Origin of the sequence: uncultured Maribacter sp., assembly GCF_963975365.1 — a bacterium.
GTDB lineage: Bacteria > Bacteroidota > Bacteroidia > Flavobacteriales > Flavobacteriaceae > Maribacter.
Map to the genome: position 1 here is coordinate 27,534 of NZ_CAXBGF010000002.1, position 14,200 is coordinate 41,733.

The following is a 14,200-nucleotide window of genomic DNA, read 5'->3' on the forward strand; positions in this document are numbered from 1 at the left end:
CTATTCCTTTACCCAATTATTTGCGAACTCACAATTTCTATTTTCGTCGTTCACACTAATATAGGTCTCTTCAATATGCTCGTCCATCCATTTTTTAATGGCATTGTATTTTTTCTCGGTAAGTGCCAAATCCTGAATTTTGGTATAATCTTTTGAAAAATTAGCTACATGCTCATCAAACCTATTGGTAATCTTTAGAATTTTATATTTAGGTGGACCACCGCGGGGATCTTGCTCTAAAACTGGATACGTAATCTCATTATCCTTTAAATTCTGAACTTGATTGTATAAGGTAGGATCCATTTTAGTAAGCTCGAATCGTGAACTAAAATCTTGAGGATTTCTTAGCAGTCCGCCATCAAACTTAGTTTCCTTTTCATCAGAAAAATTCAATGCAGCTTCGGCAAAGGTAAATTCTTTATTGATAATTTTTTTACGGATACTATCCAATTCCGCTTTTGCTTCGTCAAGCACGTTTTGAGATATTTCTGGTTGAATAAGAATATGTCTTAAATCTAGTTCTTGACCTCTAATTTTCTCAATAAAGATTATGTGATATCCGAATGTAGTTTCAAAAGGCTCAGAAACTTCACCTTCCTTTAAGCTGAATGCAACATCTTTAAAAGTCTTATCAAAACCGGTCTCTTTAGTTATACTGTAAAAACCACCTTTAGATTTTGAACCCGGATCCTGAGAATATAAAATAGCCTTTACACTAAAACTAGCATCGTTATCATCAACATCGGCTTTTATCTGATTTAGCTTATCTATTACTTTTTGTTTTTCTTCTTCTGACGGCTCAGGCTCTTTAGTAATTTGAGCTATTTCTAATTCAGCACCAAAAATTGGGCGTTCATTTACAGGTATCTTGTTAAAAAATTGACGAACTTCTTCAGGTGTGATTTCAATCTCTTTTATTATATCTTGTTGCATACGCTCAGATAGCATCCGCAATTTATTTATTTTGTATAACTCTTCTCTAAAAGTAGCCTCATCTTCTTTCTTATAATACTTCAAGACCTTATCCATAGAGCCAATTTGTTGTACTAAAGATTGTAATTGACGATCACCTGTTGCATTCACCTCATCATCTGACACCAAAATACTATCTTGAACCGCTTGGTTTGCGTATAGGCGATCTTCCATCAACTTTCCTAAAAGGCCACAGTGAGTAATATCTTCTGTTGAAGCTCCCTGACTTTTTAAATCGATTAATGTTTTTTCAATATCAGAATCCAAGATTACGTAATCACCAACAACAGCGGCAATACCATCTAATTTAATTTTCTTAAAATTATTTGTTGAGTCCTTTTTTGTTACCATTACTTCCGCAACAGCTTCCATTGGCTCAACATCATTGTCAACATCTGCAGGTATGGAATCTTGTGCTGTAACAACACTAGAAAACAGTATAACCGATCCGATATAAATACTATTTGTTACTTTCGAAAACTTCAAATTCTTTATCCTTAATTGCTTCATCTAATAATTCAGTTTCTAATTTACGCAGGTAGTCTATTTTTCTGCGGCTTAATAAAACTTGTTCTATGGTAGGCTTAATAAAAGATAAGGGTGCAATTTCGTTGACATCCTTTATTTCCTCTATTTTCCCCAAATATACCCCGATTGAATCCTCCAATTCAAAAAATTGTGAATTTTTTAAGTACTTATCTGCATTGTCAGTGTTAATTGGTGGTATTTCTTCAAAAATTCTCGTGTAACGCACCCAAATAGAATCATTAAAATTCAACTTATTGAATTGCACACCAATAGAATCTAAATAACGAACATCTTCATTTTCAAACCTTCTTAACCGTTTAGACACCTCATCTTTATCCATAAATCCTTTTGGTAAAGAGACAAAACGTATTCTAGCAATTCTTTCTTTGAGTTTGAAATTTTCTTTTCCTTTTTCGTAGAATTCCTCTAGTTGAGCATAAGAAATAACCGTATCTGTAGCTTGTGAAACCAAGGCTTCTTTGTATACACGCGTATATAAATCCGTTCTATAATCATCTACTAGTGCATTGTACTCCGCTAATTTTTCTTCAGACAAATTTATTTTGGCCTTTGACAACAGTAATTGTTTTGATGCCCAGTTATTGATAAAGTTGACAGCAAAAGAGGCACTGTCCCCTTTTGTCATGTTTTCAGTTATCAGTGGTGCTAAATCTTCTTGAAACAAATAAGCATCGCCAACTCTAGCTATTGGATTCTTCTTCTCATCTTTTTTAAAAAGACCATCACAAGAAACTACTACAAAAGATAGCCATCCTATTAATAAAATAGAATATGCCTTATGGATTATAAATTTTGATTTTTTAAAAAACATCGAGCAAAAATAGTAATAACCCTATCGTGTGCAAATGCTTATTGATTTACTTAACACAAATTTTGGAAATACAATATATAATAAAAACTTATTATGGATAAAAAAATGAAAGTTTACATTGTTGCAAACTATTGCGGAATAACCAACAAGCTAATCAATTTTAGGTAAATTTGCGGTTACATAGTCGTTAATTTTAAAACCCACAATTACTTGAGTAGACAAATAAAATTACTTTGGGATTTTAGAGGTCCCACTGCATTAAAAACAGCTGAGCACCATGAAAAGCATTTGAAGGAGTTTATTTCTATGGAAAATACAGCTCTTAATATTACAGGTTTTAAAGAAATAAATGATATGCATAGCATTGCGTTTATGGTAGTAGAAGAAAAAGAAATGATTTCGGTTAGGGATATGCTAAAACCACATCGTGGTGAAGTTTACATACCCTAAAAAATTCATAAATAATGAAAAATCTCCTATTTTTTCTGTGTTCGGTTTTTTTATATTCTTGCACTCTACAAGAGCAAAATTTAAATTATCTTGAAACTGCTTTATCTTCCAAAAATCCAAAAATAAAACGGGTGATGGATAGTATTGAAAACCATCAGGTTCAAATACGATACACACAAATCGATAGAAGAAATGATAGTGTGATTTTTACTGACTATGATTTTCAGGTAAACGATAGCATATATTTTTATCCGGCAAGTACAGTGAAATTCCCCACCGCTGTATTGGCATTAGAAAGATTGAACACTACCGATACCCTATCTATGGATACTAGATATTTTTTAGAAGGCGACACCATTGAAAGCACTTTCAAACAAGATGTATCAGAAATTTTTGCTGTAAGCGATAATTTAGCAAACAATAGATTGGTAGAATTATTAGGCTTCGAGGTAATTAATAATACCTTAAGAAAAAAAGGCGTTACACCTGTTAGAATGTCGCATAGACTTGGGCAACATTCAGATGATTTAAGAACCAAACCGTTAATAATATATTTAAACGATTCTACCACTGGCATTACCAAATCAACATTAAACAAAACTCCTTTAGCACTGAACCTTTTAAATATAACCAAAGGATCTGGTTATTACGAAGATGATATTTTAATTAACGAACCTTTCGATTTTAGCAGTAAAAATTATTTCCCCATTTCATCGCAACACAATCTGCTAAAAAGAGTCATATTTCCTCAAAATTTCGAGATAAACGAACGTTTTAATTTAAGTAAAGAACAACGTGAATATTTATTGTCAGTTATGCATACCGTACCCCGAAAAGCAGGGTATAATCCTAAAACATATTATGACAGCTACTGCAAGTTTTTCATATACGGAGATACTAAAGAAAATATACCTGAACATATTGAAATTTATAACAAGGTAGGATTTGCTTATGGCACCTTAACCGATTGCGCCTATATTAAAGATAACCAAAACAACATCGATTTTCTTTTGACCGCCACAATTCTTGTAAACAAAGATGGAATATTCAATGATGACGAATATGAATACGACGAAATAGGCATCCCATTTTTAGCACAATTAGGTAGAGAAATATATGAACAGGAATTAAAACGTAAATAATACGCGATTCTGAAAGAAAAATTATGCAAGAAAATTCAAATAAAACAAGAATCAATAAATATCTAAGCGAAGCAGGCTACTGTTCACGTAGAGCAGCAGATAAGCTTATTGAACAAGGCAGGGTTACAATTAATGGTGCGGTACCAGAAATGGGAACCAAAATATCTTCAGGTGATGTTGTAAAAGTTGATGGCGAACTAATAAAAGAACCTAAGGGAAAATCAACTTATTTGGCTTTTAACAAACCTGTTGGAATAGTCTGTACTACAGATACGGGTGTTGAAAAGGATAATATTATTGACTTTATCAATTACCCTAAACGTATTTTCCCTATTGGCAGATTAGACAAACCTAGCGAGGGACTTATTTTTCTTACTGATGATGGCGACATCGTGAATAAAATTTTGAGAGCACGTAACAATCATGAGAAAGAATATTTGGTAACGGTTGACAAACCTATTACCATAGATTTTCTAAATCGTATGCGCAAAGGTATTCCCATCTTAGATACGGTAACTAGAGATTGTGAAGTTTATGAAGTTAGCACGTATCAATTTCGAATTATTCTAACACAAGGTCTTAACAGGCAAATACGAAGAATGTGCGAGTATTTAGACTATAGAGTAAAGAAGCTGAAACGAATTAGAATCATGAATGTACATTTAGATATACCGGTTGGAAAATGGAGAGACCTTACCGAAGAAGAATTAAAAGAAATTAATAGACTGGTAAGTTCATCTTCTAAAACATTCGACAGCAACCAGTAATTTAAAAACAAACCTCTTCGAAATAGAAAGGATTTAACACAAATTAACAAGCGAAAATTACACTTAATACACTAAAAATCATTACCTTAATATAAAAAAAAACGTAATGAGAACAGTACAAAATATCATACCGAAAAAGTACGGATACAAGTTTATATTACTTGTTTTCCTATTTATTAGTACAGGAGCAAATTTTATTTTTGCCCAAAATTCTAATTTTGTTGAATACACAGGTGAAGTACTCGATGCGAACAACAATAAACCTTTGGTATTTGCTTCGTTAACAATTGAAAACACTAATCACAGCACCATCACCAATTCAGAAGGTCAATTCTCTCTTAAAGTACCCAATGATGTCCTAAATGAAAATGTAATAATTGGATTTTTAGGATATAAAACAAAGTCCATTCCGCTAGCTCAATTGAATAAGGACAACAGTAAGATATTAATGGATGAATTTGTAATGGCGCTATCAGAAGCAAGAATAGATGCACCTAATGATGCTGAAACATTAGTAAAAGAGACGCTTAACAAGAAAGGTGAAAATTACTTGAACGAAAATACTGTAATGACCGCTTTTTACAGAGAAACCATTAAAAAGAGGAGAACAAATGTAAGTTTGTCAGAAGCTGTTGTAAATATCTATAAAGCTCCATATTCATCTAACAAAAGTGATGCGTTAGAATTATACAAAGCAAGAAAAAGTACCGATTATAACAAATTAGATACAATTGCCTTAAAGATACAAGGCGGTCCTTTTAATACATTATTTGTAGATATGGTCAAGTACCCCGATTATATCTTTACTCAAGAAACCCTCTCCTATTATGACTTTTCTTTTGATACATCAACAAGGGTAAATGATCAATTGATATATGTAATCGATTTTAAACAGAAGCCAGAAATAATCGACCCATTATATAAAGGAAAATTATACATCGATGCAGAGAATAAAATTTTAACTAGTGCTGTCTACACATTGAACATAACAGACAGAAAATTAGCTGCTCAAATGTTTGTACGTAAAAAACCTAGAAATGCAGAAGTTTGGCCAACAGAGGTGTCTTATAGAGTAGATTACCGCGAAAAAAATGGAAAATGGTATTATGGATATAGTAATGTACTTTTAGAATTCAAGATTAATTGGGACAAACGCTTGTTTAATTCTGTCTATAGTATGAGTTGCGAAATGGCCATTACAGACTGGGAAGAGAATTTTGATAATGTCATACCAAAGTCAAAAAACAGGATTAAATCATCTATAATTTTAAGTGATGAAGCTATAGGTTTTGCAGACCCTAATTTTTGGGGGGAATATAACATTATTGAACCCGAAAAATCAATTGAATCTGCAATCAAAAAAATTCAAAGACAATTACGAAGAGGTAAGCTTGACACTGAGGGCACATCGAAACCGTAAAATAATAGAGCGTATTAAAATTGTTTCACGCCTTTTCTTTAATTTGAGAAACAAAAAAAATCCTTATTCTATTTCTCAAATTAAAGAAACAGAATAAGGATTTTAAAATTTAAAATAATCTAGAATACTAGTTAGCAACCTCGCTGATAAATTTCAATCGATATAGACGAAGTTCCTCTTCTTCATATTCACCGTCAAATTCACTCATTGCTTCCTCCAAATCATCTGTATCAGCTTCCAAAAAATACTCATGAATCTCTTCTTGCTGATCCTCATCCAAGATTTCATCAATCCAATAATCCAAGTTTAATTTAGTACCACTGTAAACGATTTGTTCCATTTCTTTAATAAGATCCGAAATTTCTAATCCTTTAGATGAAGCTATATCTGGCAAAGGTAATTTTCTATCCACATTCTGAATTACATAGAGCTTCAAAGCAGAATTGGCACCCGTGCTTTTAACCACTAAATCATCAGGTCTAATAATCTCATTCTCGGTTACATAATTATCAATAAAAGTAATGAAAGGTTTACCGTATTTTTTTGCTTTTCCCTCACCTACTCCATGAACATTCAATAACTCGTCATGAGAAATAGGATATTTCAAAGCCATATCTTCTAATGATGGATCTTGAAACACCACAAATGGAGGCACTCCTAATTTTTTGGCTTGTGCTTTTCTTAAATCTTTCAATTGTTTTAAAAGTCGCTCATCGGCAATTCCGCCCGATTTTGCAGCTCCTACAATAGCATTATCATTTTCAGCATTGTAGACATGATCTTTGGTCATCATGAATGAAATCGGAGTTTTCAAAAACTTCTTCCCCTTTTCTGTCAAATGCAAAACCCCATATTGTTCTATCTCTTTCCTTAAAAATCCTGCCACTAAGGCTTGGCGTACCAAAGCCATCCAATAGCTTTTATCTTTATCAGAACCAATACCAAAAAACTCCTTTTCATTTGTTTTATGGGACGAAATAATAGCATTCAATTTGCCACGTAATGTATTTACAATCTCTTTTGACTTAAATTTCTCGCTTGTACCTTTTACTACCTTAAGAAGTTTTACAACATTATCCTTGGCTTCTTCCTTATCTTTAGGATTTCTAGTATTATCATCCATATCGGCACCATCACCATTGATTTCATCAAACTCCTCCCCAAAATAGTGTAGCATAAATTTACGTCTAGACATAGACGTCTCTGCATAGGCAACAATTTCTTGCAACAATGCATTACCAATTTCTTGTTCAGCTACCGGTTTACCCGACATAAACTTCTCTAGTTTTTCAATATCTTTATAAGAGTAATAGGCTAAACAGTGACCTTCACCCCCATCACGACCAGCCCTACCAGTTTCTTGGTAATAACTTTCAATACTTTTCGGAATATCATGATGAATTACAAAACGTACATCTGGCTTGTCAATCCCCATACCAAAGGCAATGGTTGCGACTACCACATCTACATCTTCCATTAAGAACATATCTTGATACTTCGATCTTGTTTTAGCATCGAACCCTGCATGATATGGAACTGCGCTTACACCGTTAACCTGCAGAACTTGCGCTAATTCCTCTACCTTTTTACGGCTTAGACAATAAACAATACCAGATTTTCCAGAATTTTGTTTTACAAATCTTATGATATCAGCTTCTACATTTTCGGTTTTAGTACGTACTTCGTAGAAAAGATTAGGACGATTAAAAGAAGCTTTAAACAGCTTCGCACCACCAATACCTAAATTCTTAATTATATCTTCCTGTACCTTGGGTGTTGCAGTAGCTGTTAAGCCAATTATAGGAATATTTTCGCCTAAGCGTTCTACAATCGATTTAAGGTTACGATATTCAGGCCTAAAATCATGTCCCCATTCAGAAATACAATGCGCTTCATCGATTGCTACAAAAGAAATTGTCACCGACCTTAAAAACTCTACATTTTCTTCTTTCGTTAATGATTCTGGGGCAACATATAACAACTTAGTAATACCGTCGGTTATATCTTGTTTAACTTGTTTTATCTCACCTTTATTCAATGAGGAATTTAAAACATGTGCAATTCCTATTTCAGATGATACACCACGAATGGCATCTACCTGATTTTTCATTAAAGCAATTAAAGGGGAAACTACAATCGCGGTACCTTCTTGCATTAGGGCCGGTAATTGATAACAAAGTGATTTACCCCCACCTGTGGGCATAATCACAAACGTATTATTCTGTCGTAAAACATTTTTGATTACTTCTTCTTGAAGTCCTTTGAACTGAGAAAAACCAAAATGTTTTTTTAATGAGGAATGTAAATCTATATTCTCAAAATTTTTACTGTCTGTCACATTTTAAATTTAAGGGGGTACTTTTTATATTAAAACTCATAAGTAAACAAAAATATTATTTGCCTAGCTTGGCTATTCTAAATTATTATGCGATAATCAGCATATAAAATTAAGTTTGTTTAATTTTGTCATCTTAAAGATAATATATTCTTTTAGGATTACAATCCATAATTTAAATAATAGATTGATAACTACGGACACAATTATTGACTTGGCAAGAAAAACCATTGAAACGGAGCGTGATGCCATAGCACATCTCTCTACTCTTCTAACCGATGATTTCGCCAAAGTCGTAAATTGTATTATTGAATCAAAAGGACGTGTAATTATTTCTGGTATCGGAAAAAGCGCCATAATTGCCACAAAAATTGTAGCCACGTTAAATTCTACGGGGACACCTGCAATTTTTATGCATGCCGGTGATGCCATTCACGGAGACTTAGGCACTGTTCAAGACAATGATGTGGTTATTTGTATTTCAAATAGTGGAAATACTCCTGAAATTAAAATGTTAGTTCCACTTTTAAAAAGAGGCTCCAATAAATTGATTGCCATAACTGGCAACATTGAATCTTTTCTTGCAAAACAAGCAGATTATATTCTGAATACATTTGTAGAAAAAGAGGCCTGCCCAAACGGATTGGCTCCTACCACAAGCACAACGGCCCAATTGGTAATGGGCGACGCATTAGCAATAGTACTTCTAGAGATAAAAGGATTTAGCAGTACAGATTTCGCCAAATATCACCCAGGTGGATCCTTAGGCAAACGACTTTATTTAAGAGTTTCAGACTTGGTGAGCAAAAATCAAGTACCAAAAGTTCAAAAAGATGCAGAGGTAAAAAAAGTTATCGTTGAGATTTCCAAAAAAATGCTTGGTGTTACCGCTGTACTAGATGGTGAAAAAGTTGTTGGTATCGTAACCGATGGCGATATTAGACGCATGCTCAATAAGCATGATAATATCAAAGACTTAACGGCAGAAGATATCATGACCAGCAACCCAAAAACTATACCGGCAAATACCTTAGCAATCAAAGCATTAGAGCACATGCAAAAAAAAGGGATTTCACAATTACTTGCTATGGATAATGGCTCTTATGTTGGTGTTATTCATTTACATAATTTAATTAACGAAGGTATTTTATAATGAGTTCTAAAGCTACCAAGCCCCACAACGAGATGTCATTTCTCGACCATTTAGAAGAATTAAGATGGCATTTAATTCGGTCTACTTTGGCTATCGTTATTATAGGCTCTGTAGCCTTTTTAATGAAAAATTTTATTTTTGATACGGTCATATTCGGACCAAAAAAAATGGATTTCCCAACGTATAAACTCTTTTGCGATATAGCTACTTATTTTGGTTTCGATTCTGCTTTCTGTGCCGAAAAATTACCTTTTACTATTCAAAGTAGATTAATGTCGGGACAGTTTTCTGCCCATATTTGGACATCTATTTGGGCCGGTTTCATTATTGGTTTTCCATATGTTCTGTATGAAATGTGGAAATTCATTAGCCCTGGGCTTTATGAAAAAGAACGTAAAAGTTCAAGAGGGTTTATATTAATTGCTTCCCTATTGTTTTTTATTGGTGTTCTTTTCGGTTATTATGTTGTAGCGCCGTTATCTATAAACTTCCTAGGAGCGTATCAAGTAAGTTCAGAGGTAACGAACGAGTTCGATTTAGCTTCCTATATATCAACCGTAAGAGCATCTGTTATTGCGTGTGGTATACTTTTTGAATTACCAATTATAATTTTCTTTTTAACAAAAGTGGGTCTTGTTACCCCAGAGATAATGAGAAAATATCGAAAAATCGCTCTGGTAGTTGTGTTAATTTTATCTGCAGTAATTACACCACCAGATGTTGCCAGTCAAATAATCGTGGCTATTCCTGTTTTGATTTTGTATCAAGTAAGTATCTACATTTCTGCCATGGTACTTAGAAAAGAAAGAAAAAAAGCTAAAAAAGAAAGTACGAATGTCAAACCAAATTGAAGAATTTAACGCTTATCGTTCTAAAATGAACGACAAGCTATTGGCGGACAATAATAAAATTATTAAGCGAATATTTAATTTAGATACCAATGCTTATGCACCAGGTGCACTTGACGTAAAAACCAAAGAACTATTGGGCCTTGTAGCGTCCGCTGTATTGCGTTGTGACGATTGTGTAAAATACCATTTAGAAAGCTCATATAAAGAGGGAGCTTCTAAAGAAGAAGTTATGGAAACTTTAAGTATTGCCACATTGGTGGGCGGTACCATCGTAGTTCCACATTTAAGAAGAGCATATGAATATTGGGAAGAGTTAGAAAACCAACAAGGTTAAATAATACCTAATTACTTTTCTAACAGACCAATAACCAATAGATTTGAAAACATGAAGTTACGTGCCGACAATATTATGAAGTCCTACAGAGGTCGTAGGGTGGTAAAAGGAATTTCTTTGGAAGTTAACCAAGGGGAAATCGTTGGTCTATTAGGACCTAATGGTGCCGGTAAGACAACTTCATTCTATATGATAGTAGGTCTTATCAAACCTAACGGAGGTAGTATTTGGTTAGACGATATGGAAATTACCAAATTTCCTATGTATAAAAGAGCCCAAAACGGTATCGGTTATTTGGCTCAAGAGGCATCGGTCTTTAGAAAACTTAGTATTGAAAAGAATATTTTGAGCGTTCTTCAACTCACCAAATTGAGTAAAAAAGAGCAACACATGAAAATGGAGTCACTTATCGAAGAGTTTGGCTTGGGTCATATTCGTAAAAGCCGTGGAGATTTGTTATCTGGTGGCGAGCGCAGGAGAACAGAAATCGCTAGAGCTTTAGCTACCGACCCAAAGTTTATATTATTAGATGAACCTTTTGCCGGGGTCGACCCTGTAGCTGTCGAAGATATACAACGCATTGTAGCTCAATTAAAAGATAAAAATATTGGTATCCTTATTACTGACCATAACGTACAGGAAACCCTGGCTATTACAGAACGTTCGTATCTTATGTTTGAAGGTGGAATTTTAAAATCAGGTATTCCTGAAGATTTGGCCGCAGATGAAATGGTTCGTAAGGTGTATCTTGGTCAGAACTTTGAGTTACGTAAGAAGAAATTGGATTTCTAAGAGTTTAATTCATTGTTTCGCCCTCTCATAAAATTACAGTACAGATTCCATGTAGGAGAATAATTCTCATCCAAATAACACTCTAATCGTGATTTGGCAATGGTTTTTATTATTTAATTTACCTCTATACAAAGCCATGCTCTGGTCGTTTTCTTTTGATAACCAGCTAATAAAATCTAGCTTATTTTCAAAAGAAACAATAATATCATTAGCACTGCAACCATCATTTACCGTTGTCAAAATAATCTTATTATTTTGACAAAAAAGATCTAAACCACAATAATCTTAGTGGGTATGATGGAATTCTTTCCAAACATCATCTTTCTTAGTTATTTTACGGGCTATTTCATTAGCTATCACCTGTTATCAGGTATATTTTTTTACATTATATATTCCCCATCCAAAAAACAAAAGCTCTAAAATTAAGGCCGGTGTAAATAAGGGCGAAACTCCGTCAAAAAGGGTACTAACAATTCTACCAAAAGAAATACCGCCCATAAAAAGAATATTACTTAAAGTGGCGCCAAACCAAAGCTTCGGTTTAAAAGCACCTATTAACCAATAAATACCAATGCCCAAATAAATACCCATAACCGCACGTAGTATGTTCTTTAACTCCAGGTCGTTTACTTCAAAACCAAGAAGTTCTGGCATTGCATAAGTTGGTTGACCACCATACACTATTCCAGCTATAATCACGATAACTCCTGATAATAAGAGATTAATATTTTTTGGGTTTATCATAGTATCGTTTTCCATAAAGTTGAAAATATCTAAACCCTGCTATTCCACCAATAAATGAAAAGAACGCCAGCATCCAAAATACATGTTGATGCCCTTCCAACCCTGGTGATGAATCTAACAAATAACCCATTGCGAGACCAGCAAAAATATCGGGAGTGTAGCCTATCACAGATATAAGCCCCACAGCAGTACCTGTTAAAACTAAAGGAATTTTACCACTTTGCATAACCGCAAAGTATAAAGAACGAATGGCGTACACCCCTAATGCTACGATCATAATTGAAAACAAGAACATAAAATAAGAAATATCGGCAACGATCCCCGAGGCAAAAATCACTGCCCCAACAAATGATAATACAAAACCAAGGAATAAAAGCAAACTTGGTCTAGAACGATCTGCAACCACACCTATTAAAACACCCATAACAGGCCTTGCAAATAACAAATAAGTACCAATCTCAGCAGAACCAACCTCATCTAAGAACATAACATCTTGCGCATAAAGTGAAAAAATATCCGTGATTTTATACCCTACATAGGCGCAAAGAATAATAATCATCAATAATAATACAGAAGGAAGCCGAAGTACTTCTTTTATTTGCGAGACGGTAATTCTTTCAATTACAATTTTCTTCTCTTGATGCTCTGGTAATTTCATGAACAACCACACCAACACACCTACTACACTAACAATAGCGGAAGAAGTCAAAATAACATACCTAAATGCAAATCGACTTTCTTCTAACGATGCCATCTCTAAATCTACTGACATAAAATGAGAAAAAACAAGAACGCCCAGGGTTCCAAAAAGTGCACCTACCAATCCCCTGCCACCATCTAAAAATCCAAATGCTTTGCCTTGAGATTTTTGACCGCCCCAAACCCGAGTAGCCTTTATCATCGGTGACCAAAAAAGAAAAATGGTTGTGAAACCCCAAAAGCCATATAATATTTGTAATGTAAAATAATCTGGAAACGTAGCAAACACCAATCCTCCTAAAGCTGTCAACCAAAGGGCCAAGGCAATTAATTTTCGAGGCTGGTATTTATCTGCCAAAGGACCGCCCAACAAATAGGAAACCAGTGCTACAAAACCATAAACCGAAAAACATAGCCCAATGGATACATTATCTAGCTCAAACACCTTTAAAACAGTAGGTCTAAATACGCGCTGCAAAACAAAGGGTAATATAAAAACGCTCTCCCCAGCTAAAATCAGTAATAACAAATAATACCATGGAGCTTTTTCAGGTTGTTTCATTTAGTTTTTATAGATATCCACACTTCCTCTTCAGAAGTAGGATCGTTATTTTTGTTTTTTTGCACCCAACCCTTTTACAAATCAATTTGAAATAAACATACCGGACCGTTTTTATAATGAGGTGGTAACCCATCTACATTATCAAGTTCAAACATACCCATAAAATCAAATCCAGCACCTGTATAGTGCCGAATTAGTCCCTTGTTTTCACCCAATGTATCTAACCTGATATATCTTTTTTGCTGAGCTACTGCATACCCTTTAGCCCAGGCCACAATTGCGACAACAAAATTATGTCCTCTAAAATTAGGGTTAGTTGCAATACGATGAATGTAAATAGCTGCATCAGCATTTTTCTCTCCCCAAATTTGTGCATCTGAAAAGGTAATCGCCCAAACACATACTATTTCTTCATTGATAATCAATTTGAACTGTCTACCTTGAACTACCTCATCGTTTACCATCGAGCGGTCAAATTCGGGCCATACTACTACAGTTTTTTTGCCTCTTTGGTAATCTGAAGCTATTCTGTACAACCTAAATATCTCTTCAATATCCTCTTGATTTGAATTTTCAATTTGATGCATATTCAATTATCTTTTAATGAACAATCTTTATC

14 protein-coding genes are annotated in these 14,200 nt (G+C 34.1%); 8 read left to right on the forward strand and 6 right to left on the reverse strand.

The genetic code is table 11. The annotated features are described in order from the left end of the window. On the reverse strand, positions 1–1,482 hold the full coding sequence (locus tag AACZ49_RS03095; protein WP_339651499.1) for a peptidylprolyl isomerase: 1,482 nt from the start codon (positions 1,480–1,482) through the stop codon (positions 1–3). Further along, positions 1,433–2,332 carry a peptidyl-prolyl cis-trans isomerase gene (locus tag AACZ49_RS03100; protein WP_339651502.1) on the reverse strand — a complete coding sequence of 300 codons (900 nt, stop codon included), beginning with the start codon at positions 2,330–2,332 and terminating at the stop codon, positions 1,433–1,435. The genes AACZ49_RS03095 and AACZ49_RS03100 overlap by 50 nt, the downstream gene beginning before the upstream one ends. 210 nt (positions 2,333–2,542) lie before the next feature. Between AACZ49_RS03100 and AACZ49_RS03105 the strand changes: the two genes are divergently transcribed. From AACZ49_RS03105 to AACZ49_RS03120, 4 genes are all read left to right on the forward strand, one after another. Further along, positions 2,543–2,782: a hypothetical protein gene (locus tag AACZ49_RS03105; RefSeq protein ID WP_339651504.1), complete on the forward strand. Its 240-nt coding sequence runs from the start codon at positions 2,543–2,545 to the stop codon at positions 2,780–2,782. Between the two features lie 134 nt (positions 2,783–2,916). Next, positions 2,917–3,924 (forward strand): serine hydrolase, encoded by a 1,008-nt coding sequence (locus AACZ49_RS03110; RefSeq protein ID WP_339651506.1) that lies wholly within the window; start codon positions 2,917–2,919, stop codon positions 3,922–3,924. Positions 3,925–3,947: 23 nt separating this feature from the next. Further along, entirely contained in the window at positions 3,948–4,691 is a 744-nt protein-coding gene (rluF, locus tag AACZ49_RS03115) for a 23S rRNA pseudouridine(2604) synthase RluF (protein WP_339651508.1), read from the forward strand. A 106-nt stretch (positions 4,692–4,797) separates the two neighbouring features. Beyond that, positions 4,798–6,111, forward strand: coding sequence for a carboxypeptidase-like regulatory domain-containing protein (locus AACZ49_RS03120; protein ID WP_339651510.1), 1,314 nt, complete (start codon positions 4,798–4,800; stop codon positions 6,109–6,111). A 127-nt stretch (positions 6,112–6,238) separates the two neighbouring features. Here the strand turns inward: AACZ49_RS03120 and AACZ49_RS03125 are convergent, their stop codons facing one another. Continuing rightward, entirely contained in the window at positions 6,239–8,449 is a 2,211-nt protein-coding gene (locus AACZ49_RS03125) for an ATP-dependent DNA helicase RecQ (RefSeq protein WP_339651513.1), read from the reverse strand. Positions 8,450–8,633: 184 nt separating this feature from the next. Here AACZ49_RS03125 and AACZ49_RS03130 point away from each other — a divergent pair, with 184 nt between their 5' ends. Genes AACZ49_RS03130 through lptB form a run of 4 tightly spaced genes read left to right on the forward strand, consistent with a single transcriptional unit; the run spans position 8,634 to position 11,576 of the window. After that, complete coding sequence (locus AACZ49_RS03130) at positions 8,634–9,599, forward strand: KpsF/GutQ family sugar-phosphate isomerase (protein WP_339651514.1); 966 nt, start codon at positions 8,634–8,636, stop codon at positions 9,597–9,599. Beyond that, the gene (gene tatC / locus AACZ49_RS03135) at positions 9,599–10,450 is read left to right on the forward strand and encodes a twin-arginine translocase subunit TatC (RefSeq protein WP_339651515.1); all 852 of its coding nucleotides are present in this window, start codon (positions 9,599–9,601) and stop codon (positions 10,448–10,450) included. Before AACZ49_RS03130 ends, tatC begins: the two co-directional genes overlap by 1 nt. Next, on the forward strand, positions 10,434–10,784 hold the full coding sequence (locus AACZ49_RS03140; protein ID WP_339651516.1) for a carboxymuconolactone decarboxylase family protein: 351 nt from the start codon (positions 10,434–10,436) through the stop codon (positions 10,782–10,784). Before tatC ends, AACZ49_RS03140 begins: the two co-directional genes overlap by 17 nt. Before the next feature lie 51 nt (positions 10,785–10,835). Further along, positions 10,836–11,576, forward strand: coding sequence for an LPS export ABC transporter ATP-binding protein (lptB, locus tag AACZ49_RS03145; RefSeq protein WP_091623026.1), 741 nt, complete (start codon positions 10,836–10,838; stop codon positions 11,574–11,576). A gap of 366 nt (positions 11,577–11,942) precedes the next feature. Here lptB and AACZ49_RS03150 read toward each other — a convergent pair whose 3' ends face one another. The 3 genes from AACZ49_RS03150 to AACZ49_RS03160 form a co-directional block, all read right to left on the reverse strand. Then, positions 11,943–12,335 carry a DUF4345 domain-containing protein gene (locus tag AACZ49_RS03150; RefSeq protein ID WP_339651520.1) on the reverse strand — a complete coding sequence of 131 codons (393 nt, stop codon included), beginning with the start codon at positions 12,333–12,335 and terminating at the stop codon, positions 11,943–11,945. Continuing rightward, positions 12,298–13,581 (reverse strand): MFS transporter, encoded by a 1,284-nt coding sequence (locus tag AACZ49_RS03155; RefSeq protein ID WP_339651522.1) that lies wholly within the window; start codon positions 13,579–13,581, stop codon positions 12,298–12,300. The genes AACZ49_RS03150 and AACZ49_RS03155 overlap by 38 nt, the downstream gene beginning before the upstream one ends. Before the next feature lie 74 nt (positions 13,582–13,655). Next, entirely contained in the window at positions 13,656–14,168 is a 513-nt protein-coding gene (locus AACZ49_RS03160) for a GNAT family N-acetyltransferase (RefSeq protein ID WP_339651523.1), read from the reverse strand. Between the last annotated feature and the right edge of the window lie 32 nt (positions 14,169–14,200).

What these genes read in the sequence shown, in the direction of transcription:
- AACZ49_RS03095 (WP_339651499.1), bottom strand. Translation starts at nt 1,482, where the DNA reads ATGAAGCAATTAAGGATAAAGAATTTGAAGTTTTCGAAAGTAACAAAT.
- AACZ49_RS03100 (WP_339651502.1), bottom strand. Translation starts at nt 2,332, where the DNA reads ATGTTTTTTAAAAAATCAAAATTTATAATCCATAAGGCATATTCTATT.
- AACZ49_RS03110 (WP_339651506.1), top strand. Translation starts at nt 2,917, where the DNA reads ATGGATAGTATTGAAAACCATCAGGTTCAAATACGATACACACAAATC.
- rluF (WP_339651508.1), top strand. Translation starts at nt 3,948, where the DNA reads ATGCAAGAAAATTCAAATAAAACAAGAATCAATAAATATCTAAGCGAA.
- AACZ49_RS03120 (WP_339651510.1), top strand. Translation starts at nt 4,798, where the DNA reads ATGAGAACAGTACAAAATATCATACCGAAAAAGTACGGATACAAGTTT.
- tatC (WP_339651515.1), top strand. Translation starts at nt 9,599, where the DNA reads ATGAGTTCTAAAGCTACCAAGCCCCACAACGAGATGTCATTTCTCGAC.
- AACZ49_RS03140 (WP_339651516.1), top strand. Translation starts at nt 10,434, where the DNA reads ATGTCAAACCAAATTGAAGAATTTAACGCTTATCGTTCTAAAATGAAC.
- lptB (WP_091623026.1), top strand. Translation starts at nt 10,836, where the DNA reads ATGAAGTTACGTGCCGACAATATTATGAAGTCCTACAGAGGTCGTAGG.
- AACZ49_RS03150 (WP_339651520.1), bottom strand. Translation starts at nt 12,335, where the DNA reads ATGGAAAACGATACTATGATAAACCCAAAAAATATTAATCTCTTATTA.
- AACZ49_RS03155 (WP_339651522.1), bottom strand. Translation starts at nt 13,581, where the DNA reads ATGAAACAACCTGAAAAAGCTCCATGGTATTATTTGTTATTACTGATT.
- AACZ49_RS03160 (WP_339651523.1), bottom strand. Translation starts at nt 14,168, where the DNA reads ATGCATCAAATTGAAAATTCAAATCAAGAGGATATTGAAGAGATATTT.